Raw genomic sequence first — 24,035 nt, forward strand, 5'->3', positions numbered from 1 at the left:
GTTTTTTCGCTTGGATTACTCGCGGGGATTACCGGATTCAAAACAGATTCAGATGACGCCCACTTTCGCGGCTCTGATCACTGCCGCAATTTTATTGTTTACGCCGAATTTTCGGATGGCGCCGCGTATATGGAACTGTACCGTGCTTGGACTGAGGTTGAGGATGATCGCGACCTCGTCTGCCGTCTTGCCATCGGCTGAGTATTTCAACACCTCGATTTCCCGGGATGATAAATGCACTGTGCCTGGTTTTGAGGGCGCAGGCAGTTCTTTCGCCACAAGCCCATGCAAGTGACGGCTAATGAACAACGCGTAGCCCAGATTTTTATACAGATCATGCGTCGTAATCGGACAATGGCTTCTGGCCAGGCTCAGCATGCTGCAAAGCCCGTTCTCATCATGAACGGATTGGGACCAGCCATAGCGCAACCCTTGCTGTTTTTGTGCTTGCCGCAGTGTTGGTGTCTTGCAGAAGATTTCTTCCTGCCAAAGAATCGGTAATTCGGAATGATTGCAATGGGCTAGTATCGGGTCGACTTCACTGAAGTGCTCTTGTTCATATTTTGTGTTCCATTCGGTGGGATAATTATTCAGATTGATCGTATGGCGGCGTATCCCCCTTACTTGGGATGTTATTGAAAATGCACAGAAATTAAAGCCAAGATTTTTAACAAGACTGAGAGAAATCTCGTACGCGGTCTCTATTTTCTGAGCGTAAGAAAGCTGCGTTAACTGTGACTCCTTCCACACTTTCATTGGGTAGCTCCATTGCGGCCTTACTGTCGTTGGTGCTGATTGGATCCGATATCCGGCACGTCACGATTGTAGGAGAATTCCTACATGTGTGGTGGATTTTTTTGCTCTTAAAAAAAATATGCAACTGCATAAACCAGTTCTTAGCTTACTAACGGATCAACAGGAATCAACTGCATATCATATTTGTATTTCTACTGTTTGGTGAGGTGAGGCAAAAGCCATTACAAATCACCGGTGTTTATACCTTCTGCTTTGCGGGACACTGGCGTTATCTGTTGAATGGAGCGACCCAATGACTGCCAGTGCAGAGAAATTCACACGCCAGACACTGCTCGACGTCCAGCCGTTGACTCCAAACCTGTTTACCCTGCGAACCACCCGGGATTCTGGCTTTCGTTTTCGCGCAGGGCAATTCGCCCGGCTGGGCGTGACCAAGGCCGACGGCAGTACGGTTTGGCGGGCTTATTCCATGGTCTCGTCCCCCTATGACGAGTTCCTGGAGTTTTTCTCCATTGTCGTACCGGGAGGGGAGTTCACCAGTGAACTGAGCCGGCTGGAAGTCGGCGATACGCTGCTCGTCGACCGGCAGGCCTTTGGCTATCTGACGCTGGATCGCTTCGTCGATGGCCGTGACCTCTGGTTGTTATCCACAGGCACGGGGCTGGCGCCGTTTCTGTCGATCCTGCAGGACTTCGAGGTGTGGGAGAAATTCGAACGAATCCTCCTGGTCTACAGCGTGCGCGAAGCGCGGGAGCTGGCGTACCAGGAGCTGATTGCAGGGCTGGCACAGCGCGATTATCTGGCTGAGTACGCGCACAAGCTGCAGTTCATTGCCACCGTCACCCGCGAGCAGCATCCTGGGGCCCTGAATGGACGGATCACGACACTCATGGAAAGTGGCGAGCTAGAGCGGACGGCCGGTGTAGCGCTGACAGCCGAGCATTCGCGGGTGATGCTCTGCGGTAATCCACAGATGATCGATGACACGCGCAAGTTGCTCAAACAACGGGACATGCACCTGAGCCTCAGTCGACGACCCGGCCAGGTGGCAGTGGAAAACTACTGGTAAACAAACGGCGCCCTGAAGGCGCCGTTTCTTGGGGCAATCAGTCATCAGGGCTGATTGTTCTGAGCCTTGAGCAGATCGCGAATCTCTTCCAGCAGCTCTTCTTCCTTGGTCGGAACCGGCGGCAGGGTTGGCGCCACGGCCTCTTCGCGTTTCAGACGGTTGATAGCCTTGACGCCCATGAAGATCGCGAAGGCGACGATGATAAAATCGATCAAGCTCTGGATGAACTTACCGTAGGCCAGCATCACCGCCGGGACATCACCGTTGGCAGCCTTGAGCGTAATGGCCAGGTCACTGAAGTCCACCCCACCGATCAGCAAACCTATGGGTGGCATCACCACGTCGCCGACAAACGACGAAACGATTTTGCCGAAGGCGGCGCCGATGATGATACCCACGGCCATGTCGACCACATTACCTTTGACCGCGAAGGCCTTGAACTCACTTATCACGCCCATAGGTTATTTCCTTGTTACAGATGAGGTTGGTGAACGCAGTGTAAATCAGCAAAACGGCTGGCGCTCGAAACACCGCCTTACAATGCTCGCTCTTATCGACACATCTTCCGGCAATTAGTTTACAAAGTGCCACCATTCGCGCGCGACTAACCGCTCTAGACCGGGTATTCCAGAACCTTTTCGCTATCGGCTCGGTGCGGGATTTCTATTTATGTTTTGGCCTTTGGGTCACTAGCCTCTGTGGGGCGCACCTGGATGCGCCTTATAAAACCAGAGGAAACTTCCATGACAACTCCCCTTGGCCTCGGGGCTTTTCCCTTCCCTCGTACCCTTGGCGTTCTGACCGCCAGCCTGCTGTCCTTCTGCGTCAATGCTGCGACCTTGACCCGCGATAACGGTGCCGCCGTCGGCGACAACCAGAACTCGCAAACCGCCGGCGCGACCGGGCCAGTGCTGCTGCAAGACGTGCAACTGATCCAGAAACTCCAGCGTTTTGACCGTGAACGCATTCCCGAACGCGTGGTGCATGCCCGTGGCACTGGCGCCCATGGCACGTTCACCGTCACCGACGACCTCAGTGACCTGACCAAGGCCAAGGTGTTCGCCGGCGGCCAGAGCACGCCGGTGTTTGTGCGTTTCTCCGCTGTGGTCCATGGCAACCATTCGCCGGAAACCTTGCGTGATCCGCGGGGGTTCGCCACCAAGTTCTACACCGCAGACGGCAACTGGGACCTGGTCGGCAACAATTTTCCGACCTTCTTCATCCGTGACGCGATCAAGTTTCCAGACATGGTTCATGCCTTCAAGCCGGATCCGCGTACCAACCTTGATGACGATTCCCGTCGTTTCGACTTTTTCTCCCATGTTCCAGAAGCCACTCGTACCCTGACCGAGTTGTATTCCAACTCCGGTACGCCGGCCAGTTATCGGGAGATGGACGGTAACGGTGTACATGCCTACAAGTTAGTGAACGCCAAAGGCGATGTGCACTATGTAAAATTCCATTGGAAAAGTCTGCAGGGGTTAAAGAATCTCGACCCTAAAGAAGTGACGGGTGTTCAAGGTCAAGACTACAGTCATATGACTAACGACTTGGTCGCCAATATTAACAAGGGCAACTTTCCTAAATGGGACTTGTACATCCAGGTTCTAAATCCACAAGACTTGTCCAAGTTTGATTTCGATCCATTGGACGCGACCAAAATTTGGCCAGGTGTGCCGGAACGAAAAGTTGGACAAATGGTGTTGAACCGTAATCCGGCGAATGTTTTCCAGGAAACTGAACAAGTGGCCATGGCCCCGGCCAATTTAGTTCCGGGTATCGAACCTTCGGAAGATCGCTTATTGCAAGGGCGAGTGTTCTCGTATGCCGATACTCAACTGTATCGTCTGGGGGCCAACGCTCTGCAGTTGCCGATCAACGCACCCAAAGTCGCCGTGAACAACGGTAATCAGGATGGCGCAATGAACATCGGCGCCAACAGCACCGGCGTAAATTACCAGCCAAGTCGTTTGGTGTCGCGTGAAGAACCTCCAACCGCGCGTTACAGCCAGTCGACCCTGTCGGGCAGCACGCAGCAGGCGAAGATTCAGCGTGAGCAGAACTTCAAGCAGGCCGGCGATCTGTACCGCTCGTTCAACCAGAAGGAACGTCAGGACTTGATCGACAGCTTCGGTGGCTCACTGGCCACCACCGATGACGAGAGCAAGCACATCATCCTGTCCTTCCTGTACAAGGCCGACCCGGAATACGGGACCGGCGTGGCCAAAGTAGCCAAGGGTGATCTGGCTCGGGTCAAGGCGCTGGCGGCCAAACTGGTCGACTGATCCATCTGCCTGAAACGGGGCCTCATGCGAGGTCCCGTCTGATCAAGGAGTTGCGCCATGCGTTTTTATCTTTCTGTGTTTCTGGCGTGCTGGTCGCTCAGTGTGTTCGCCGGGCCGGACGTGCAAGCCTCGAAGAGCCCTCAGGCGCTGAAGACCCAATTACAGGATTACTACTTTGATGCCGCTCGACGCGGTGATGTGCCGATGCTCGATACCTTCATCGAGGCCGGCTATTCCCTCGATACCCGCGACAGCAAGGGTTACACCGCACTGATTCTGGCCGCCTATCATGGCCAGAGCGCTGCAGTGGAGCGTTTGCTCGCTGCCGGGGCGGACGCCTGTGCCCAGGATCAACGTGGCAATACGGCATTGATGGGCGCGATTTTCAAAGGCGAAGTGCAGATTGCCAGAACGCTGCTGGCCGCCCAGTGCAACCCCGACCACCGCAACGGCGCGGGACAGACTGCCGCGATGTACGCCGGGTTGTTCAAGCGCGTTGAGTTGCTGGACGCCCTCAAGGCCAAAGGGGCGGATATGAACGCCGAAGATCCGCTGGGCAACAGCGCCGCGCGTCTGGCCAGCGGTGAAATCCGTACGGCGCCGCCGCGCTGATCCGCGCGAGCTGAGCTATCATCGCGGTTTTTGCCGGGAGTTCAGATGGCCAAGGCCAAGCGCATGTACGGCTGCACCGAGTGCGGCTCAACCTTCCCCAAGTGGGCCGGCCAGTGCGGCGAATGCGGGGCCTGGAACACGCTGACCGAAACCATGGTCGAGAGTGGCGGCGCCGCAGCCCCCAGCGGGCGCACCGGTTGGACCGGCCAGCAGGCGCAGATCAAAACCCTGGCCGAAGTCAGCGTCGAAGAGATTCCGCGTTTCTCCACGGCGTCCAGCGAGCTGGATCGCGTTCTGGGCGGCGGCCTGGTGGATGGCTCGGTGGTGTTGATCGGTGGTGATCCGGGTATCGGCAAGTCGACCATTTTGTTGCAAACCTTGTGCAACCTCGCCAAGAGCATGCCGGCACTGTATGTCACCGGCGAAGAGTCTCAGCAACAAGTGGCCATGCGCGCCCGGCGCTTGGGCTTGCCTCAGGATCAGCTGCGGGTGATGACCGAAACCTGCATCGAAACCATCATCGCCACGGCCCGGCAGGAAAAGCCCAAGGTGATGGTGATCGACTCGATCCAGACGATTTTCACCGAGCAACTGCAATCGGCGCCGGGGGGCGTTTCCCAGGTGCGCGAAAGTGCAGCATTGCTGGTGCGTTACGCCAAACAAAGCGGCACGGCGATTTTCCTCGTGGGCCATGTCACCAAAGAAGGCGCGCTGGCCGGTCCCCGAGTGCTGGAGCACATGGTCGACACCGTTCTGTATTTCGAAGGCGAATCCGACGGGCGCCTGCGTCTTTTGCGGGCAGTGAAAAACCGTTTCGGCGCGGTCAACGAATTGGGCGTGTTTGGCATGACCGACAAAGGCCTGAAGGAAGTCTCCAACCCCTCGGCGATTTTTCTGACCCGGGCCCAGGAAGAAGTCCCGGGTAGCGTGGTCATGGCAACGTGGGAAGGCACCCGGCCGATGCTGGTGGAAGTCCAGGCGTTGGTGGACGACAGCCATCTGGCCAACCCCCGCCGGGTGACGCTCGGTCTGGACCAGAATCGCCTGGCCATGTTGTTGGCGGTTTTGCACCGCCACGGCGGCATCCCGACTCACGACCAGGACGTGTTCCTCAACGTGGTCGGCGGGGTGAAGGTGCTGGAAACAGCATCTGACTTGGCCCTGATGGCAGCGGTCATGTCCAGTTTGCGCAACCGGCCGCTGCCCCATGATCTGCTGGTGTTCGGCGAAGTCGGCTTGTCGGGTGAAGTGCGCCCGGTGCCGAGTGGTCAGGAACGCTTGAAAGAGGCGGCCAAGCACGGCTTCAAGCGCGCCATCGTGCCCAAGGGCAACGCGCCGAAAGAGGCGCCGCCGGGGTTGCAGATTATTGCCGTGACGCGCCTGGAACAGGCATTGGACGCGTTGTTCGAATAACTTTCAGATCGATACAAAACCTGTGGGAGCGAGCCTGCTCGCGATAGCGGTGTGTCAGTCGACTTAAATGTTGAATGTCAGACCGCATTCGCGAGCAGGCTCGCTCCCACATGGGTATGGGATTGGCCTTCAGATTTCGATCAGGGCGCCCAACTCACGCTCAAGCTCTTGCGGATCGCCCAGGTTGAACTCGATCAACCGCCGCAGGCGTTCAATCGATTCCAGGCTGATGTGTTTGCAGACAAACCCGAGTTGACCATGGTCATCGTGGGTCAGCATCACATCCATCTTGATCTCGATCTCTTCGTTAAGATGAATATCAACCAGGAAATGCCAGTCTGGATTACCCAGCCACGGCTCGGGCTTCTCGATAAGCAACCCCTTGAGCGACAGGTCGATCAACTTCACCGGCCAGATGAATTCCCCTTGGCTCAGCTCGGTTCGGGCATCGAACGCAAAACGTTTGAAGCGGCGGCGATCAGCAGGGTGGTCACTCATGGCGCAATCCTCTGAATGTCCGCTGACTATAGACCCGCATGGTTAAAGCCTGCCAGCAAAGACAGGCTCTGGATCAATGTCGGGGTATGGCCTTTGCCGTCAGTAGCGCTAAACTCCGGATGGCTGTCTTTCTTGTCCACTCTGGCTGGAATCATAAAATGAAAAATAATAATAGCCTGCTACGCCACTTACCCTGGCTGCTGCTGGCAATCCTGGGAGCGTGCGCCCTGGGTGTAGTGGCATTGCGCCGAGGCGAGGCGATCAACGCCTTGTGGATTGTGGTCGCCGCGGTGGCCATTTATCTGGTCGCGTACCGCTACTACAGCCTGTTCATCGCTAACAATGTGATGCAACTCGATCCGCGTCGGGCTACACCTGCCGTGCTCAACAATGACGGTCTGGACTATGTGCCGACCAACAAACACATTCTTTTTGGCCACCACTTCGCAGCCATCGCCGGCGCAGGGCCGCTGGTCGGTCCGGTATTGGCGGCGCAGATGGGCTACCTGCCCGGTACGCTGTGGCTGATTGCCGGGGTGGTGCTGGCGGGTGCGGTTCAGGACTTCATGGTCCTGTTCATGTCCACCCGCCGCAACGGTCGTTCCCTGGGCGACATGGTCCGTGAGGAAATGGGCCGCATCCCCGGGACCATCGCGCTGTTTGGCTGCTTCCTGATCATGATCATCATCCTCGCGGTGCTGGCGCTGATCGTGGTCAAGGCCCTGGCCGAAAGCCCGTGGGGTATTTTCACGGTGATGGCGACCATCCCGATCGCGATGTTCATGGGCATTTACATGCGCTACATCCGCCCGGGCCGCATCGGTGAAATCTCGGTGATCGGCGTGGCGTTGCTGCTGGGTTCGATCTGGCTGGGCGGGCAGATTGCCGCTGACCCGGTGTGGGCCAAGGCGTTCAGCTTTACCGGGGTTCAGATCACCTGGATGCTGATCGGCTACGGTTTCGTGGCGGCAGTGTTGCCGGTGTGGCTGATCCTGGCGCCGCGTGATTACCTGTCCACTTTCCTCAAGATCGGCACCATCGTTGCGCTGGCGATCGGCATTCTGATCACCATGCCTGAGCTGAAAATGCCGGCATTGACCCAGTTCATCGACGGCACCGGGCCGGTGTGGAAGGGTGGGTTGTTCCCGTTCCTGTTCATCACCATTGCCTGTGGCGCTGTCTCGGGATTCCACGCGCTGATCTCCTCCGGCACCACGCCGAAGTTGCTGGATAACGAAGTTAACGCCCGTTACATCGGTTACGGCGGCATGCTGATGGAGTCCTTCGTGGCGATCATGGCGATGGTGGCCGCTTCGGTGATCGAGCCAGGCGTGTACTTCGCCATGAACAGCCCGGCGGCGGTCGTCGGTGGTGACGTGGTGGCTGTGGCACAAGCGGTCAGCGGCTGGGGTTTTGCGATTACCCCGGAAGCGCTGCAAGCGGTGGCCAAGGACATCGGTGAAACCACCATTCTGGCCCGTGCCGGTGGTGCGCCGACCCTGGCAGTCGGTATCGCGCAGATCCTGCACAGTGTGCTGCCCGGTGAAAACACCATGGCGTTCTGGTACCACTTCGCGATCCTGTTCGAAGCGTTGTTCATCCTGACTGCGGTCGACGCCGGCACCCGTGCCGGGCGTTTCATGCTGCAGGATTTGCTCGGCTCCTTCGTTCCGGCGCTGAAACGCACCGAGTCCTGGACCGCCAACCTGATCGCAACGGCCGGTTGCGTGGCGATGTGGGGTTACCTGCTGTACCAAGGCGTGATCGATCCGCTGGGTGGCATCAACACCTTGTGGCCGCTGTTCGGCATCTCCAACCAGATGCTGGCCGGAATCGCGCTGATGCTGGCCACCGTGGTGCTGATCAAAATGAAGCGCCAACGTTACATCTGGGTCACCATGTTGCCCGCCGTGTGGTTGCTGATCTGCACCACCACCGCAGGCTTCATCAAGCTGTTCGACGCCAACCCGGCGATCGGTTTCCTGTCGCTGGCGAAGAAATACAGCGATGCGTTGGCTAACGGGCAGATTCTGGCCCCGGCCAAAAGCATCGAGCAGATGCAGCACGTGATCTACAACGCCTACACCAACGCAACATTGACTGCGCTGTTCCTGTTTGTGGTATTCAGCATCCTGTTCTATGCGCTCAAGGTCGGCATTGCTGCCTGGGGTAGCAAAGAACGTACGGATAAAGAATCGCCGTTCCAGGCTCAGCCGGATGCGTAATCGAGGATTGCACCATGTTCAATGACCTGAGTCGCCTCGGTAAATACCTCGGTCAGGCCGCGCGCCTGATGGTCGGCATGCCCGACTACGACAACTACGTCGAGCATATGCAAACCAAACACCCGGACAAACCGGTAATGAGCTACGAGATGTTCTTTCGCGAGCGTCAGGAAGCCCGTTACGGTGGTAAGGGTGGGCCGAAGTGCTGTTGACCCGGTTGTCGGGTTAATAGCAATCCCTGTGGGAGCTAGCCTGCTAGCGATGGCGCCTGAACATTCAACATCACTGTTGATTGACAGTCCGCCATCGCTAGCAGGCTAGCTCCCACATTTGTTTTTGTGTTGATTTCTAATTTTGTGAAACAGGAGATTCCAGTTGTCCTCTCCCATCCCAGTCACGATTCTCAGCGGCTTCCTCGGCGCTGGCAAAACCACGCTGCTGCGCCACCTGCTCAAAGCCGAGCACGGCCTGAAAATCGCCGTGATCGAAAACGAATTCAGTGACGCTGGTATCGACACCCAACTGTTGGGCGACGAGCCGGTGCAAGTGATGACGCTGTCCAACGGCTGCGTCTGCTGCACCATCCACACCGATTTGACCAAAGCGCTGTACCTGCTGCTCGAACGCCTGGACAGCGGCGAAATCGCCTTCGATCGTCTGGTCATCGAATGCACCGGTCTGGCCGACCCGGCCCCGGTGGCGCAAACCTTCTTCATCGACGAAGAACTGCGTGAGCGCTACATCCTCGACGGCATCATCACCCTGGTGGACGCGGCCCACGCCGACCTGCACCTGACCCAGACCATCGCCCAGGCACAGATCGGCTTTGCCGACCGCTTGCTGGTGAGCAAACGGGATCTGGTGGACGAACCGACCTTCACTGCCCTCAGCGAGCGTCTGACCCGCATCAACCGTCGCGCGCCAATCCGCGTGGTCGACCACGGCAAGATTGATCTGGCCGAACTGCTGGACGTGCGCGGCTTCAACCTCAATGCCGATCTCGGCGGTGGAGTGAGTTTGCGTCCAGTGAGCAAGGCGCCCTCCATCGATCGCATTTCCAGCCTGGTGCTGCGCACCGACAAGCCGCTGGATATCGACAAACTCAGTGAGTTCATGAACGAACTGCTGGAAGACCACGGCAAGCAATTGCTGCGCTACAAAGGTGTTTTGAACATTCTTGGCGAACCGCGGCGCATGGTGTTCCAAGGAGTGCTGAAACTGTACGGCTTCGATTGGGATACCGAGTGGGCGGACGATGAGGCGCGGGAAAGCGTGATCGTGTTCATTGCCGATGATTTGCCGGAAGAGAAAATTCGCGAGGGGTTTGCGCGGGTTGCGGCTGAGTAAGCTCAGGTATCTTCAGCGTGTTTGAGGCCGCTTTCGCGAGCAAGCCCGCTCCCACATTTGATCTGTATTGCCCACTCTATCTGGCGCGACACAAAACCAATGTGGGAGCGGGCTTGCTCGCGAAGGCGATCTAACCGGCGACACGATTCTGGCTGACTACCGATCCAGCGTTCAGCAGTTTTTCGTCAAGATGATCCAGATGCCGGGTCATCAACATCTCGGCCGCCGTAGCATCCCCACGCTCCACTGCATCGACAATCTCCATGTGCTCCTGCCACGCGCAATCACCGCCTGCCTGCGCATCAAACTGCGCATCAAACTGCGCAATCGCCAGCGAAGTCAGCGGCACCAGAGTGCCAAGAAAATGCGCCAACGGTGCGTTCCCCGCCATTTCGGCCAGTTGCAGATGAAACTCCCCAGACAATCGAATCGCCGGACCACGTGCTGTGCATTGGCGTTCGCTGTCGATCAGGGCGCGCAGGCGTTTCAAGTCTTGCGGGTGAGGTTGCTGGCAGGCCAGTCGAACCAGCGTGATCTCGGTCAGTCGTCGGGCATGCAGCGTCTGGCGAATCTGCTCGGCATCGGGCGCTGCGACTCGGGGACGATGGTGAGTGCGAAGGATAATGATCTGCTGATGGGACAACTGCGTCAGCACGCCACGAATGTCACTGCGGCGAGCGCTGAACATCTGCGCCATGCTGTCTTCGGTAAAACGACTGGCTGCATGGATGCGCTGTTCAAGAATGGCGTCGACGATCCGTGAATAGAGATCATCCGCCGGCGGTTTCCCGGTGTCGGTTCGGGAGAAGGGCAGGGCAGTGAATATCTGTGGTGAGGCGAAGCTGTTCATGGCCTGTCTCCAGTTCGAAGAGGGGGTCAACTGCCGAGGTGGTCATCCGGAATGTTCAATTCGATGCCCATCCGCTGGCCTTCGCGCAGGATGTGCCGACGCATCTCGGCGCTGGCCTGGGCGCTGTTTTTGCTGCGAATGGCCCGCACCACGGCTTCGTTTTCTTCAAGGCGTTCAGCCAGATGCTCTGGCGAATTGCGTAGCACCTCGGCGCTTTGCTTGAGGGCGTTGCTGGTCTGCTGCACAACGCTCTGGAAGATCGGGTTCGAGGTCAGGGTGAACAGTTCTTCGTGGAACGCGATGTAGGCGCTGACCCCGGCTTCGCTGTCGTTGGCCTCCAAGGCTTCGCGCATGTCCATCAGGGTCAGGCGCAGTTGCCCGACTTCCTTGCTGCTGATGGATTGTGCAACCAGGCCGACGATGAAGGGTTCGAGGGTGTAGCGCAGTTGCAGCACGTCTTCCAGGCTGGCCCCGGCCACCGCGCTGTCGTGGCTTTGGCTGTCGCTGAGATTGGCTTCCAGCACCACCACGCCTTTGCCCGGCATGGAGCGCACCAGCCCGAGGGTTTCCAGCACGATGACCGCTTCGCGCAGGCTCGGGCGGCTAATGCCCAGTTGCTCGGCCAGTTCACGCTGGCCCGGCAGCATTTCGCCGGAGCGCCACTGACCGCGGGCCAGGGCGGCCCGAAGTTTTTCTACCACCGAATTTACAACGGTTGACGAGGTAATCACTGTTCGCTCCAAGTCGTGATAAATGTGCCTGACCTTGGGCAGGCACACGTAGTTTAAAATTCCTGCTGGTGCGCCGGGACCACCGGTTTCCTGGGCTGGAAGGTATAACCCACCTGACCGGAAAGCACTTTGTTCGCTCGCTGGATATCGATGTCCTTTTCCCAACGGGCGATGGCCACCGTGGCGACGCAATTGCCGATCAGGTTGGTCAGCGCCCGGCCGATGCCCATGAACCAGTCCACTGCCAATACCAGCACTAGCCCGACCACTGGAATCGCCGGAATGGCCGTCAGTGTCGCCGCGAGAATCACCAGCGCCGAGCCGGGAATCCCGTGGGCACCTTTGGAGGTGATCAGCGACACCAGCAGAATCGTCAGCAGGTCAGTCATGGCCAGCGGCGTGCCGGTGGCATTGGCGATGAACACAATGGCCAGGGTCAGGTAGATCGAAAAACCATCCAGGTTGAACGAGTACCCGGTCGGAATCACCAGCCCGACCGTGGAGCTGCCGATGCCCAGATGCTCAAGCTTGCGCATGATTTGTGGCAGCACGGCGTCGGAAGAAGCGGTGCCCATGACGATCAGCAGTTCTTCACGCAGGTACTTGAGCAGCGGCCACATCTTCAGGCCCGAGAGGCGCATCACCAGGCCGAGAATCAATGCCACGAACGCTACACAGGTCATGTAGAAAAGACCGACCAGGCTGCCCAGGTGCTGCAGCGAATCCAGGCCATATTTGCTGGTGGTGAAGGCGATGGCGCCGAACACGCCGATCGGCGCCAGACGCACGATCATGCCCATGATGCGGAAGATCACGTGGCTAAGCTCATTAATCAGCCGGGAAATACCCGACGCTGCTTCGCCCACCAGGTTCAGCGCGCTGCCGAACAGCACCGAAAACAGCAGGACTTGCAGAATGTTGTTTTCCGCGAAGGCGCCGATTACCGAGGTCGGGATCAGGTTCATCAGGAACTGGGAGGTGGTTTGCATGTGCTGACCGCGCTGGGCGATGTCGCCCATGTCGGCGGCGGAGAGTTGCTCCAGATGGATGTTCGCACCGCTGCCGATGCCGGTCGTGAAGGCGAACACCAGGCCGATCACCAAGGCGATGGTGGTCAGTATTTCGAAGTAGATCACCGATTTGAGGCCGATGCGTCCGACCTTCTTCAGGTCGCCGGCACCGCTGATGCCGCTGACCACCACGCAGAACACGATCAGACCAATGAGCATCTTGATCAGTTTGATGAAACCGTCGCCGAGAGGTTTGAGTTGGGCGGAGTATTCGGGAAGGGTCAGCCCGCAGACGATACCGAGCACCAGTCCGAGAACCACTTGAAGGAAGATTGAACGCGAGCACCATCTGAGCATGGGAGGAATCCTGGTCGGTGTCCTGGCTGCCGTGCGCGATGCGCATCAGATTAAGGACTTAATTATTGTGGTCTTACCGGTATGTCCAGTGCAGGCGCAGTCTACGCTGGATTTTTTCAGGATTACAAGTGGAAATCGAAAAATTGGCATGACCGGTCTGACCAGTGGCCGAGGCCGGGCAGGAGATGCCGATCAAGGTCAAAAGATCGCAGCCTTCGGCAGCTCCTACAAAAACCGCGTACACCCATGATTTCACGAATGTACACAACCTCTGTAGGAGCTGCCGAAGGCTGCGATCTTTTGATCTTTATGGCAGACGAAAAAAAACCGGCCATCACTGGCCGGTTTTTTTCATTGCTGCAGTTCAGCGGGGCAATTAAGCGCCGTACACCGGCAGCTTCTTGCAGATGGCCTTGACCTTCTCACGAACGGCGTCGATCACCGCTTCGTTGGAAAGATCTGCCAGGATGTCGCAGATCCAGCCGGCCAGCTCTTTGCACTCTGCTTCCTTGAAGCCGCGAGTGGTCACAGCCGGAGTGCCGAAACGCAGACCGGAGGTGACGAACGGGGAGCGTGGATCGTTCGGTACCGAGTTCTTGTTCACGGTGATGAACGCTTTGCCCAGTGCGGCGTCGGCGTCTTTACCGGAGATTTCCTGCTTGATCAGCGACAGCAGGAATAGGTGGTTCTGAGTACCGCCCGACACCACGTCGAAACCGCGCTCGATGAACACGCCGGCCATGGCCTGGGCGTTTTTCACCACTTGTTGCTGGTAGGCCTTGAACTCAGGTTGCAGCGCTTCCTTGAAGCAGATCGCCTTGGCAGCGATCACGTGCTCCAGCGGGCCACCCTGGGCGCCCGGGAATACGGCGGAGTTCAGCTTCTTCTCAATGTCGGCGTTGGCGCGAGCCAGGATCAGGCCGCCACGTGGACCGCGCAGGGTCTTGTGGGTGGTGGTGGTCACGACGTCAGCGAATGGAACCGGGTTCGGGTAGACGCCAGCGGCGACCAGACCGGCCACGTGAGCCATGTCGACGAACAGGTAGGCACCGACTTTGTCAGCGATTTCGCGGAAACGCGGGAAGTCGAGGATCTGCGAGTAGGCAGAGAAACCGGCCACGATCATTTTTGGCTTGTGCTCGACCGCCAGACGCTCGACTTCGTCGTAGTCGATCAGGCCGTTGGCATCGATACCGTACTGAACAGCGTTGTACAGCTTGCCGGAGGACGAAACGCTGGCACCGTGGGTCAGGTGACCGCCGTGGGCCAGGCTCATGCCCAGGATGGTGTCGCCCGCTTGCAGCAGGGCCAGATAAACGGCGCTGTTGGCTTGGGAGCCGGCGTGTGGCTGAACGTTGGCGTAATCGGCGCCGAACAGTTCTTTGGCACGGTCGATGGCCAGTTGCTCAACCACGTCGACGAACTCGCAACCACCGTAGTAGCGCTTGCCCGGATAACCTTCGGCGTACTTGTTGGTCAGTACCGAGCCTTGAGCTTCCATCACCGCAGGGCTGGTGTAGTTTTCCGAAGCGATCAGCTCAATGTGTTCTTCCTGGCGCTGAGCTTCTTGCTCCATGGCGGCAAAAAGGTCGGCGTCGTACTTGGCAATAGTCAAATCACGGCTGAACATGGCGGTCCTCAAGGATCGGGGCAGAAAAGGGGGGCATTCTAACCCAATGGGTTTTAGATGGCATATGAAAGGACATCATGTCGCAGACAAGTGGTGTTCATGCGCCGGATTTGCGGTGTCTGGGCTGGCCAGAGTCAGGTGATCGTTCCCACGCTCTGCGTGGGAATGCCTCATTGGACGCTCTGCGTCCGCTTCGGCATGTGACGCGGAGCGTCACGGGCTGCATTCCCACGCTGAGCGTGGGAACGATCAGTCAGTCAAACATGAACAACGCATCATTGCTGAACTGCGCCTCAAACCGACTCGCCGGCATCGGCCGGCCAAACAGATACCCCTGGACCTCATCGCACCCATGCTCACGCAGGAAGTCGAGCTGCTCGTGGGTTTCCACGCCTTCGGCTATCACCGCCAGATTGAGGCTGTGGGCCATGGCGATGATCGCCCGGGCAATTTGTGCGTCCTGTTCCCCCGAGGGCAGGCCATCGACGAAAGTGCGGTCGATTTTCAGCACGTCGATCGGGAATTGCTTGAGGTAGTTGAGCGATGAATAACCGGTGCCGAAGTCGTCGACTGCAATGCTCAGACCAAGGTTTTTCAACCCGGCGAGGATGTGCATCGCTTCGCTGACTTCGCGCATCAGAATACTTTCAGTCAACTCCAGCTCCAGGCACGCCGGCGGCAGGCCGGTTTCCTTGAGGATGGTGGCGATCCGCGTGCCGAGCTGACCGTCGGAGAACTGCCGGGCCGAAATGTTCACCGAAACCTTCGGTACCCGGACTTTGGTTTGATGCCAGGTCTTGAGCTGACGGCAGGCTTCGCTGATCACCCAGTCGCCGACGTCCACCACCAGCCCGAGCTCTTCGAGCACGGGAATGAAATCCCCCGGCGGTACCAGGCCACGTCGTGGGTGACGCCAGCGCAGCAGGGCTTCGGCACCGGTCAGGCGTTTGCCATCGCCGCTGAATTGCGGCTGGTAGTACAGCACGAATTCATTTTGCTCCAGGGCATGGCGCAAGTCGCTTTCCAGCTCCAGACGCTCCAGGGCGCTGGCGTTCATGTCGGCCTGATAGAACTGGAAGTTGTTCTTGCCACGCTCCTTGGCGTGGTACATCGCGGTGTCGGCGTTCTTCATCAACTGACTGAGTTCGCTGCCGTCCTGAGGGCTCAGGGCGATGCCGATACTGGCGGTGACAAAGAACTCGCGGCCTTCCAGCACGAACGGTTTCACCAGGCTGGCGAGGATTTGTTCGGCCACGTGAATCGCCCGGTTCAACGCGATCTCCCGGTTGACCCGCGGTTGCAGCAGCAAAGTGAACTCATCACCCCCCATGCGTGCCACGGTGTCGTCATCGTCGACGCAACCAAGCAGGCGCGTGGCCATTTCCTTGAGCATGCGGTCGCCGGCGGCGTGGCCCAGGGAGTCGTTGATCGGCTTGAAACGGTCGAGGTCGAGGAACATCAGCACCACCCAGGACTTCTGCCGTTCAGCCGATTGCAGCGCGGTGTGCAGGCGATCCTGGAACAGCGTGCGGTTGGGCAGGTGAGTCAGGGCGTCGTAATAGGCCAGGCGGTGAATCCGTTGTTCACTGGCCTTGCGCTCGCTGATGTCGCTGAAGAAACACACGTAGCTGGCCAGATCGCCTTCATCGTCGAGTACCGCCGTAATCCCGACCCAGGCCGGGTAATGCTCGCCATTGCGTCGTTTGAGCCAGACTTCGCCTTCCCAGGTGCTGTGCTGATGCAATTGCTTGAGCACGTAGCGCAGATGGGCTTCCTGCTGCTCATCGACGGTGAGCATATTCGGCAATTGGTCGAGGACCTGGGCCACTGCATAGCCGCTGACGCGACTGAAAGCCTCGTTGGCCTGGACGATATAGCCGGCCGGGTCAGTGATCAGAATCGCCGAGGTCGAGTGCTCGAATACCGTGGCCGCCATGCGCAGGTCTTTCTCGGCCCGACGTTGCTGGCTGATGTCGCGGCCGACCCCGAGCACACCTTCAAAGGCACCGTGTTCGTCCCAGACCAGCACCAGACGCAGCTCGATGGGAATCTTGCGTCCGTCGGCCCGCAGGCAGTCGAACAGAAACAGCTGGGTCTGTACCTGACTGCGCAGCAGCGCCAGCTGTTCGGGTTTATCCAGCGCTTTGCTGACCCGGTCCATCAGGCTGTAGATGCCGGTCAGTTGTTGCGGGTTGGCGATGGTCGATTGCCAGCCGTTCTGGAATATCCAGTCGGCGTCGAAACCCAGCACGGCTTGTACCGAGGGGCTGACGTAATTGAGCGACATCTTGCTGTCGGTGGAGAAAATCACGTCGCTGATGCTTTCGGCGAGCATCCGGTAACGCTGCTCGCTGTCGCGCAGGGACTCACTGGCTTCGATCTGCTCGGTGATGTCCTTGGCCACGCCAATGATGCGCGTGACCTGATCGTGTTTGTCCCGGGCCAGGGCCTGTTCGCGAATGTCGAAACGCCGCCATTTGCCATCGCGATGGCGGAAACGCAGCTGGCATTGCATCAGTTGGGTGTAACCCGCGTGACGTTGGGACTGGCGTGATCGGTGGTAGTAGTCGGCATCCTCGGGGTGCAACAGGATTTCCCAGAAGTACTCGCCCATCTGGTGCAGTTCGGTGCGGTTGTAACCCAGCGTTTGTCCCAGGTGATGGTTGCTGAAGATCATCCGCTGGCTGATTACATCCTGCACATACAGATGATCCGGCACGGTGCGCACCACGTCGGACCAGAACCCTTCACGCTCCAGCAGCGACAATTCGATGAGCTTGCGACTGGTGATGTCGCTGATGCTCAGGATCACCGCTTTATAGTAGGCCTGATCTTCCGGCAGACGCAGCACCAGCCACAAATGCTGGTCGCGGCCATTGGCGTCCTGGAGTTTGATTTCCAGTTCAAGCTGTTTCTGCTGTTGGAGCACCGCTTCGAGCACTTGATTGCCGATGGCCGTGCAGTCCAATGGGCAGCCGTTGATCAGCAGTTTCCAGGCTTGATCGCAGGAATTGACATTGAGCAGTTGCAGGGCGACCTGGTTGACCTCGGTGATGCGCAGTTCCTGCAGCAGTTGCTGGCGTTGCTCCGGTGTCTGGAGCCAGGCCTTCAACTGCTCGCTGCTGTTGAGTTGAGCCCTGCCGAAGATACTTTTGAGCCCGGACAGGTCGAGCACGCACAGCGCAACGCCGGTACCTTCGAAAATGTCCTGATAGCGTCGGCGGCCTTCATGCAACAGGCGTTGACGGCGACGAATGTTCAGCAGAGCGATGAACGGCAACAAAGAGAGGGCCAGACCCAGCAGGCATTTGCCGATGAACGCCGGCAGCAGTTGTTCGAGCACCCGTTGGCGGTCGAACAGCCCGCGCAATTGCCAGTCGCTGCTGCTCAGAGGGACTGTCAACACGCTGTTGGCCAGTTCGTCGGCTGTCAGCACGGCCGGCTTGGCCGAGGGCTGGGTGTCATCGCGGCTGATGATCTGATGATTGATACGGTTTTCCACCAGCCACAGGGGGCGGATGCCGGCGTCGCCCTGTTTGGTCAATGAGGAGAAAAACGTCGGTGTCAGACGCAGGGCCCAATAACCGCGGCTGCTGCCGCTGGCCTGATGCAGGAGCAGATGCACCACTGAGCCGTCGTCGGCATTACTGAAATAGTGGGCCTGGGCGCGGCTGCGTTGAACCAGTTCGCTCAGGTAATAGGCGTCCGGGCTGTCGGCGGCACTGTCGCTGAGGATTTTGCCGGAGGGACTGAGTAGGGCCAGGCTGCGCAGGTCGGGCAGCGATTTCTGCAGTTTGCGCAGCAACGCCTGCTGTTCGTCGGGACTTTGTGGTTGTTCGATGATCGGTAGCAGGTTGAGGGCGATCTGGGCATTGAGCGCCATGTTGAGGCTGACTTGCGCAGCCAGATCGGCGGAGTAGTCGATGGTGTATTGGCGCTGGTTTTTCTGGGTTTCACGAAGCTGATCCAGCAGCTGCCAGAACAGCAGTGCGAGCAGCAACAGTACGAGGGTTGCCAGCGCGCCCTTCAAGGTTCCGCGCAGGGGCGAGCCGGTCGCAGGATTGAGTGCGCTCACGGACGATGGCGGAGTGACCTTGGACAAACTGTAATCCTGCGGTTTGGCTGGACTGGCGCGACGTGCACTATAAGCCGGACGCCCGAAGGGCGGCTAGCATGCCTTGAGTTGTGGCGAAGTGCCAGCCCTCGATCGGCTGGACTGCCTCCTATCAATAAGGTAGCTTTGCCGGTTACGCGGGAGCGTTCCAGCTCCTAGAATCAGGTTTTTTTCAGCGCGCACGCCTTGATACCCATCAAACGAACGACGCGCATGGCCTGGCCGGGCATCGCCTGCGCTCCAATCATTCATCAGTCACTGACCCAAGGTTCTCCATGGCTCAATACGTCTTCACCATGCATCGGCTGGGCAAAGTTGTTCCGCCGAAGCGGGAAATCCTGAAAAACATTTCGCTGTCGTTCTTCCCTGGCGCCAAGATCGGTGTACTCGGTCTCAACGGTTCGGGTAAGTCCACGCTGCTGAAAATCATGGCGGGCGTCGATAAAGAGTTCGACGGTGAAGCCCGTCCGATGCCGGACCTGAATATTGGCTACCTGCCGCAAGAACCGATTCTGGACCCGACCAAAACCGTGCGTGAAGTGGTCGAGGAAGCGGTCAGCGTGATCAAGGACGCTCAGGCGCGCCTGGACGAGGTTTACGCGGCCTACGCTGAACCGGATGCCGACTTCGACAAACTGGCGGCAGAACAGGCCAAACTCGAAGCCATCCTGCAAGCCAGCGACGGTCACAACCTGGATCGCCAACTGGAAGTCGCCGCCGATGCGCTGCGTCTGCCAGCGTGGGATGCCAAGGTCGAAGTCCTGTCCGGTGGTGAAAAGCGTCGTGTGGCCCTGTGCCGCCTGCTGCTGTCCGCTCCGGACATGCTGCTGCTCGATGAACCGACCAACCACCTGGACGCCGATTCCGTCGCCTGGCTGGAGCACTTCCTGCACGATTTCCCGGGCACCGTGGTTGCGATCACGCACGACCGTTACTTCCTGGACAACGTCGCCGGCTGGATCCTCGAGCTCGACCGCGGCGCCGGTATCCCTTACGAGGGCAACTATTCGGGTTGGCTCGAAGCCAAGTCCGATCGTCTGGCGGCCGAATCCAAGCAGCAATCGGCTCACGAAAAGGCCATGAAGGAAGAACTGGAGTGGGTGCGCAAAGGCGCCAAGGCCCGCCAGTCCAAATCCAAGGCTCGTCTGCAACGCTTCGAAGAAATGCAATCGCAGGAATTCCAGAAGCGCAGCGAAACCAACGAGATCTACATTCCGGCCGGTCCGCGTCTGGGCGACAAGGTTATCGAGTTCAAGAACGTCAGCAAGGGCTACGGCGATCGCGTGTTGATCGACAACCTGTCGTTCTCCATGCCTAAAGGCGCCATCGTTGGCGTGATCGGCGGTAACGGTGCCGGTAAATCGACCCTGTTCCGCATGCTGATGGGCAAGGAAACACCGGATTCGGGCTCCATCGAAGTCGGCGAAACCGTACAACTGGCGTGCGTCGACCAGAGCCGTGAAGACCTGGATGGCAGCAAGACTGTGTTCCAGCAGATCTCCGACGGTTCCGACCAGATTCGCATCGGCAACTACGAGATCCCGTCGCGCACCTACGTTGGTCGCTTCAACTTCAAGGGCGGCGATCAGCAGAAGTTCGTCAAGGACCTGTCCGGTGGTGAGCGTGGTCGCTTGCACCTGGCCCTGACCCTGAAAGAGGGCGGCAACGTCCTGCTGCTCGACGAACCGTCCAACGACCTCGACGTTGAAACCCTGCGTTCCCTGGAAGAGGCCTTGCTGGACTTCCCGGGCGCCGCCATTGTGATCTCCCACGATCGGTGGTTCCTTGACCGCGTCGCGACTCACATCCTGGCGTACGAAGACGACTCGCAAGCGGTGTTCTTCGAAGGCAACTACACCGAGTACGAAGCCGATCGCAAGAAACGCCTCGGCGAAGCGGCTTCCCAGCCGCACCGGGTACGGCACAAGAAGCTGGCCTGATATCAGGTTGGTCGCATAGAAAAAACGGAGCCTTTGGGGCTCCGTTTTTTTATGGGTGTTCAGTAAGACCGAGTCGCGGCCTTCGCGAGCAAGCCCGCTCCCACAGGGATCTGCTTCAGGCTCGGATTTTGAGAACGCTCGAGATCATCTGTGGGAGCGGGCTTGCTCGCGAAGGCGGCCTTGAGATCATCCAATTTCTATGGCCAACACCTCAATCACCAAATCCCCCGCCGGTCGCTTCCACAACACTTCATCGCCCACCTGCGCCCCGAGCAACGCCCGTCCCAGCGGCGAGCTCCAATTGATCAAGCCATGGGTAGCGTCCGCCTGGTCTTCTCCGACCAATTGCACGCGCTGCTCATGATCGTGTTCGTCGGCAAAGGTCACCCAGTTGCCGATCTGCACTTTGTCGGTCGAGGAGGCCTGTGCGACCACCTGGGCGCTTTGCAGGCGCTGCTTGAAATAGCGCCAGTCGCGGTCGAGGTCGGCCTGGCGCTGCTTATCGGCCAGTTCGCCTTTGGCGCTTTCCTGATCAAGCAGGCTTTGCAGCTCGGCAACTTTTGCCTGAAGCTGCGCCAGGCCCGCTGGCGTGACGTAATTGGGCTGCGCGCTGACCTGCCGTTCGACTGGCTGATCGGCTTGCGCGGCGGCGTTATCTTCATTGACGAAGGCGCGACTCATGCTGTTCTCCCGTTATAGGGTTTGGGCCATGGTCGCAGGCTTTAAGTTTCGACGAATGTCTGTAAACGACTTATTGCGAGCGATAGGCTCGCGCGGCGTCCCTGTCTTTCTCTTGTTGCCAGGCCCGTTCGCGCTCGTCCCAATGGCGGTCCTTGTACTCGTTACGATCCTCGTTTTCACGCATGGCCTGGCACTGACGGAAGCCATCGGTCCAGCCTTCGGCGTATTGCTTGTCCTTGAGGTAACGCGGGACATTTTTACGAAACTCACCGGTGATCGCCCCAGCGGCTTGCCGGCCACTGCTGCAACCGTCATCGAAGCCATCGGCGAATGCCGGCGGATAACCCTTGGCGATCAGATCCTCGTGGGTCGATTGGCACCCCGTGATCACTACCAATAACCCCAACACACCCACGCAACGCCACATCCCGGACTCCTGGGCCGTTCAACGGCCTATAAGGGAAGTCTAGAAGCGGATTTGTCGGGTGTATGTGAAAGGCTTGTGATTAATCTGTGGGCGTACAAGGATTCAATGTGGGAGCGGGCTTGCTCGCGAAGGCGGAGTGTCAGACAACATTGATGCCGACTGACACTCCCTCATCGCGGGCAAGCCCGCTCCCACAGGGACTTGCGTCAATAGTGATACCACTTCACCTCAAGCATCACTTCGTTTTCGGGCGAAGCCAGGTGGCTGAATTCGCGCTGGGCGCTCAGACGCACACCCAGATTGCGCGACAGTTCCCACTGCTGATTCAGGCTCATGCTGCGGCGCACTTCGCCATTGGTGAAGTAATCACCCTTGGCTTCCAGGCTGAAATTGCCCAGCGGGTTTTTCCATAGCAGGCCGCTGTTGAATCCCGCTGCCGGGGCGATGAAACCCGCGAAGTCGTTGTTATGCTCAACACGCACGGTGCCCAAGGCAAAACCGAGCATATCGTCACCCAGTTGCCAGGTCCCACCGCCACCGCCATTGACATGGCTGACCAGGGTTTCGTCATCATGCTTGCCCGGTACGCGTTCCAGGCCGCCGGTGACTTGCCATGACAGCGGCTGCAACAATTCATTGCGAGGCGTCAGCGAGCGGATGGTCGCCAGGTCCAGTTGCTGCAACTGCCAGTCATTGCCTTCGTATTGACGCAGCTTCATCTGCAGAATTTCGATCTGCGCGCCGAGGGGGAAGCTTTCCATGTTGTCATTGAGGTCGTGATAGGCCATGCGCAGGCCATATTCGCCAAAGGCTTTGTCGCCTCGAGTGCCGATGCCGGCCTGCCAGGTGCGGGATTCGTGACCGTCCTCGGGCAAGCCGGGTTGTGGGATTTCCAGCTCCGGGGGCGGGTTTTGATTGATTGCGCGCAGCAATTCGAAACTGCGTTGAGACCGTTGCGGGTCACGCTCCTGACCGTTGGCGCGATAACGCTCCAGACGATAAGCCGCATCGATGATCAACGCCTGACGGTCGCGAGGAAGGGCCATGAACGCCGGAGTCTGCAATTGCGTCTGATCGGCGCTGACGTTCAGTACCCATTCCTGTTCTTCAAAGGTTAATGGCTCGGCACGGCTCAGCAGTTCGCGCTCACGGGACGGGCGATACTCGATCGATTCCACCAGTCCGGCTTCTTTCACCGCTTTGACCGTGTCGGTGGGGATAGCGGTCAACGGGAATTGCTCGGTCAAATGCAGGCTCGGCCGTGCCACTTGCAACAGCTCAAGCAGGCGGTAGGAGCAGTTTTCGTCGAAGAAAAAATAGTCGAACTGGATCTGCTTGAGTTCCCAGACGTGTTCGACCATACGCTCGGTTTCCTGCTGGGTCAGGTTCAGGCGGTATTCCCACAGGTCGCGGTTCTCGAGGCTGCGGTATTCCGAGAGTTTTTCCTGATACGGCACCAGCGCGAACAGCCCGGGATAGCCGCCCATCAAGCCTTTCCAAGCGTAAAGAATGCTGTTGTCCGAACCTTCGATGTAGGCGCCGAAGTTGATCGCGTAACTGAGCAGCGACGTCTTGTCGCTCTGCACATTGGCTTGATCGATGCGCAGCAAGGTGTGGCCAAACATCGACGATGGGCTGTTCAGGTAGGCCGCCGGGAAAATCATCACCGCGCTGTGGGGCGAAACATCCTTGAACCATTGCTTGAACTGCGCACAGTCCGGTGTCGGCAGATCGCTCAGCGCAAGTTGCGCCTTGAGCCAGCGGGTGCGGGCCGGATAGACGCATTGGGCATGCTGCTCGCCGGCACTGGCCGGGGCATACAGTGCCTGCACGGTCGCCGCCAGTTCGCGGTCGGGGTGTTCATTGCCATCGGGGGCGAGAAAGAATTTCTTGTCGCTGACATAGCTGCGCCAGCCACCGAGCTTGGCGGTTTCGTAATGACCCAGGGAAATCCAGAAGGGGTCGTTGGCCAGTTGCTGCAAACGTTGATTGTCGATGTGTGGCGCGGCGGACAGCGGGGCGCAGACACAGAGCGCCAGCCAGGCAAGGCGTTTGAGCATAGTGAGCAACTTAAGTCGAAAGAAACAAAG

20 protein-coding genes are annotated in these 24,035 nt (G+C 58.5%); 9 read left to right on the forward strand and 11 right to left on the reverse strand.

The genetic code is table 11. The annotated features are described in order from the left end of the window. Positions 1-48 precede the first annotated feature (48 nt). A complete protein-coding gene (locus ACQKPC_RS24090; protein ID WP_427626788.1) occupies positions 49-756 on the reverse strand; it encodes an autoinducer binding domain-containing protein in 708 nt (235 codons plus the stop codon). Positions 757-1,048: 292 nt separating this feature from the next. On the opposite strand from ACQKPC_RS24090, the gene ACQKPC_RS24095 reads away from it, so the two are divergent. Then, on the forward strand, positions 1,049-1,825 hold the full coding sequence (locus ACQKPC_RS24095; protein ID WP_063342462.1) for a ferredoxin--NADP reductase: 777 nt from the start codon (positions 1,049-1,051) through the stop codon (positions 1,823-1,825). Positions 1,826-1,869: 44 nt separating this feature from the next. On the opposite strand, the gene mscL is transcribed toward ACQKPC_RS24095, so the two are convergent. Further along, positions 1,870-2,283: a large-conductance mechanosensitive channel protein MscL gene (mscL, locus tag ACQKPC_RS24100; protein ID WP_007895273.1), complete on the reverse strand. Its 414-nt coding sequence runs from the start codon at positions 2,281-2,283 to the stop codon at positions 1,870-1,872. Positions 2,284-2,568: 285 nt separating this feature from the next. Here mscL and katB point away from each other — a divergent pair, with 285 nt between their 5' ends. From katB to radA, 3 genes are read left to right on the forward strand one after another with little or no spacing between them, the layout of a single operon-like run. After that, the gene (katB, locus tag ACQKPC_RS24105; RefSeq protein ID WP_427626790.1) at positions 2,569-4,110 is read left to right on the forward strand and encodes a catalase KatB; all 1,542 of its coding nucleotides are present in this window, start codon (positions 2,569-2,571) and stop codon (positions 4,108-4,110) included. A gap of 57 nt (positions 4,111-4,167) precedes the next feature. Next, complete coding sequence (locus tag ACQKPC_RS24110; protein ID WP_427626792.1) at positions 4,168-4,722, forward strand: ankyrin repeat domain-containing protein; 555 nt, start codon at positions 4,168-4,170, stop codon at positions 4,720-4,722. A gap of 45 nt (positions 4,723-4,767) precedes the next feature. Continuing rightward, positions 4,768-6,135, forward strand: coding sequence for a DNA repair protein RadA (gene radA / locus ACQKPC_RS24115; protein WP_007937264.1), 1,368 nt, complete (start codon positions 4,768-4,770; stop codon positions 6,133-6,135). A 129-nt stretch (positions 6,136-6,264) separates the two neighbouring features. On the opposite strand, the gene ACQKPC_RS24120 is transcribed toward radA, so the two are convergent. After that, positions 6,265-6,633 (reverse strand): PilZ domain-containing protein, encoded by a 369-nt coding sequence (locus tag ACQKPC_RS24120; protein ID WP_192345377.1) that lies wholly within the window; start codon positions 6,631-6,633, stop codon positions 6,265-6,267. Between the two features lie 158 nt (positions 6,634-6,791). On the opposite strand from ACQKPC_RS24120, the gene ACQKPC_RS24125 reads away from it, so the two are divergent. The 3 genes from ACQKPC_RS24125 (at position 6,792) to yjiA (ending at position 10,205) form a co-directional block, all read left to right on the forward strand. Continuing rightward, positions 6,792-8,858, forward strand: coding sequence for a carbon starvation CstA family protein (locus ACQKPC_RS24125; protein ID WP_427626794.1), 2,067 nt, complete (start codon positions 6,792-6,794; stop codon positions 8,856-8,858). A gap of 14 nt (positions 8,859-8,872) precedes the next feature. Then, a complete protein-coding gene (locus tag ACQKPC_RS24130; RefSeq protein ID WP_007895266.1) occupies positions 8,873-9,070 on the forward strand; it encodes a YbdD/YjiX family protein in 198 nt (65 codons plus the stop codon). A 163-nt stretch (positions 9,071-9,233) separates the two neighbouring features. Further along, positions 9,234-10,205, forward strand: a complete 972-nt coding sequence (yjiA, locus tag ACQKPC_RS24135) for a GTPase (RefSeq protein WP_427626795.1) — start codon at positions 9,234-9,236, stop codon at positions 10,203-10,205. A 130-nt stretch (positions 10,206-10,335) separates the two neighbouring features. Here yjiA and ACQKPC_RS24140 read toward each other — a convergent pair whose 3' ends face one another. From ACQKPC_RS24140 to ACQKPC_RS24150, 3 genes are read right to left on the reverse strand one after another with little or no spacing between them, the layout of a single operon-like run. Continuing rightward, on the reverse strand, positions 10,336-11,055 hold the full coding sequence (locus tag ACQKPC_RS24140; RefSeq protein ID WP_427626797.1) for a GntR family transcriptional regulator: 720 nt from the start codon (positions 11,053-11,055) through the stop codon (positions 10,336-10,338). A 26-nt stretch (positions 11,056-11,081) separates the two neighbouring features. Further along, positions 11,082-11,786, reverse strand: a complete 705-nt coding sequence (locus tag ACQKPC_RS24145) for a FadR/GntR family transcriptional regulator (RefSeq protein ID WP_008072332.1) — start codon at positions 11,784-11,786, stop codon at positions 11,082-11,084. A gap of 53 nt (positions 11,787-11,839) precedes the next feature. Further along, entirely contained in the window at positions 11,840-13,153 is a 1,314-nt protein-coding gene (locus tag ACQKPC_RS24150) for a C4-dicarboxylate transporter DctA (RefSeq protein ID WP_063342470.1), read from the reverse strand. On the opposite strand from ACQKPC_RS24150, the gene ACQKPC_RS24155 reads away from it, so the two are divergent. Beyond that, positions 13,152-13,403, forward strand: a complete 252-nt coding sequence (locus ACQKPC_RS24155; protein WP_427626799.1) for a hypothetical protein — start codon at positions 13,152-13,154, stop codon at positions 13,401-13,403. The genes ACQKPC_RS24150 and ACQKPC_RS24155 overlap by 2 nt on opposite strands. 126 nt (positions 13,404-13,529) lie before the next feature. Here ACQKPC_RS24155 and glyA read toward each other — a convergent pair whose 3' ends face one another. Together glyA and ACQKPC_RS24165 are read right to left on the reverse strand one after the other, a co-directional pair. Then, complete coding sequence (glyA, locus tag ACQKPC_RS24160) at positions 13,530-14,783, reverse strand: serine hydroxymethyltransferase (RefSeq protein ID WP_007895259.1); 1,254 nt, start codon at positions 14,781-14,783, stop codon at positions 13,530-13,532. 253 nt (positions 14,784-15,036) lie between these two features. After that, positions 15,037-18,885, reverse strand: coding sequence for a bifunctional diguanylate cyclase/phosphodiesterase (locus ACQKPC_RS24165; protein WP_427626801.1), 3,849 nt, complete (start codon positions 18,883-18,885; stop codon positions 15,037-15,039). A gap of 287 nt (positions 18,886-19,172) precedes the next feature. On the opposite strand from ACQKPC_RS24165, the gene ettA reads away from it, so the two are divergent. Continuing rightward, positions 19,173-20,837, forward strand: a complete 1,665-nt coding sequence (gene ettA, locus ACQKPC_RS24170; RefSeq protein ID WP_008072328.1) for an energy-dependent translational throttle protein EttA — start codon at positions 19,173-19,175, stop codon at positions 20,835-20,837. Between the two features lie 186 nt (positions 20,838-21,023). On the opposite strand, the gene ACQKPC_RS24175 is transcribed toward ettA, so the two are convergent. From ACQKPC_RS24175 to ACQKPC_RS24185, 3 genes are all read right to left on the reverse strand, one after another. After that, on the reverse strand, positions 21,024-21,518 hold the full coding sequence (locus ACQKPC_RS24175) for a GreA/GreB family elongation factor (RefSeq protein WP_123497085.1): 495 nt from the start codon (positions 21,516-21,518) through the stop codon (positions 21,024-21,026). 70 nt (positions 21,519-21,588) lie between these two features. Then, positions 21,589-21,945 carry a hypothetical protein gene (locus ACQKPC_RS24180; RefSeq protein ID WP_427626804.1) on the reverse strand — a complete coding sequence of 119 codons (357 nt, stop codon included), beginning with the start codon at positions 21,943-21,945 and terminating at the stop codon, positions 21,589-21,591. A 206-nt stretch (positions 21,946-22,151) separates the two neighbouring features. Continuing rightward, a complete protein-coding gene (locus ACQKPC_RS24185) occupies positions 22,152-24,005 on the reverse strand; it encodes a DUF4105 domain-containing protein (RefSeq protein WP_427626806.1) in 1,854 nt (617 codons plus the stop codon). Positions 24,006-24,035: the final 30 nt, after the last annotated feature.

Source organism: Pseudomonas sp. NPDC089918, from assembly GCF_050280605.1.
Classification (GTDB): domain Bacteria; phylum Pseudomonadota; class Gammaproteobacteria; order Pseudomonadales; family Pseudomonadaceae; genus Aquipseudomonas.

What these genes read in the sequence shown, in the direction of transcription:
- mscL (WP_007895273.1), bottom strand. Translation starts at nt 2,283, where the DNA reads ATGGGCGTGATAAGTGAGTTCAAGGCCTTCGCGGTCAAAGGTAATGTG.
- ACQKPC_RS24125 (WP_427626794.1), top strand. Translation starts at nt 6,792, where the DNA reads ATGAAAAATAATAATAGCCTGCTACGCCACTTACCCTGGCTGCTGCTG.
- ACQKPC_RS24185 (WP_427626806.1), bottom strand. Translation starts at nt 24,005, where the DNA reads ATGCTCAAACGCCTTGCCTGGCTGGCGCTCTGTGTCTGCGCCCCGCTG.
- ettA (WP_008072328.1), top strand. Translation starts at nt 19,173, where the DNA reads ATGGCTCAATACGTCTTCACCATGCATCGGCTGGGCAAAGTTGTTCCG.
- ACQKPC_RS24130 (WP_007895266.1), top strand. Translation starts at nt 8,873, where the DNA reads ATGTTCAATGACCTGAGTCGCCTCGGTAAATACCTCGGTCAGGCCGCG.
- katB (WP_427626790.1), top strand. Translation starts at nt 2,569, where the DNA reads ATGACAACTCCCCTTGGCCTCGGGGCTTTTCCCTTCCCTCGTACCCTT.
- ACQKPC_RS24180 (WP_427626804.1), bottom strand. Translation starts at nt 21,945, where the DNA reads ATGTGGCGTTGCGTGGGTGTGTTGGGGTTATTGGTAGTGATCACGGGG.
- ACQKPC_RS24140 (WP_427626797.1), bottom strand. Translation starts at nt 11,055, where the DNA reads ATGAACAGCTTCGCCTCACCACAGATATTCACTGCCCTGCCCTTCTCC.
- glyA (WP_007895259.1), bottom strand. Translation starts at nt 14,783, where the DNA reads ATGTTCAGCCGTGATTTGACTATTGCCAAGTACGACGCCGACCTTTTT.
- ACQKPC_RS24120 (WP_192345377.1), bottom strand. Translation starts at nt 6,633, where the DNA reads ATGAGTGACCACCCTGCTGATCGCCGCCGCTTCAAACGTTTTGCGTTC.
- ACQKPC_RS24095 (WP_063342462.1), top strand. Translation starts at nt 1,049, where the DNA reads ATGACTGCCAGTGCAGAGAAATTCACACGCCAGACACTGCTCGACGTC.
- ACQKPC_RS24175 (WP_123497085.1), bottom strand. Translation starts at nt 21,518, where the DNA reads ATGAGTCGCGCCTTCGTCAATGAAGATAACGCCGCCGCGCAAGCCGAT.
- ACQKPC_RS24110 (WP_427626792.1), top strand. Translation starts at nt 4,168, where the DNA reads ATGCGTTTTTATCTTTCTGTGTTTCTGGCGTGCTGGTCGCTCAGTGTG.
- ACQKPC_RS24155 (WP_427626799.1), top strand. Translation starts at nt 13,152, where the DNA reads ATGGGAGGAATCCTGGTCGGTGTCCTGGCTGCCGTGCGCGATGCGCAT.
- ACQKPC_RS24150 (WP_063342470.1), bottom strand. Translation starts at nt 13,153, where the DNA reads ATGCTCAGATGGTGCTCGCGTTCAATCTTCCTTCAAGTGGTTCTCGGA.
- ACQKPC_RS24090 (WP_427626788.1), bottom strand. Translation starts at nt 756, where the DNA reads ATGAAAGTGTGGAAGGAGTCACAGTTAACGCAGCTTTCTTACGCTCAG.
- radA (WP_007937264.1), top strand. Translation starts at nt 4,768, where the DNA reads ATGGCCAAGGCCAAGCGCATGTACGGCTGCACCGAGTGCGGCTCAACC.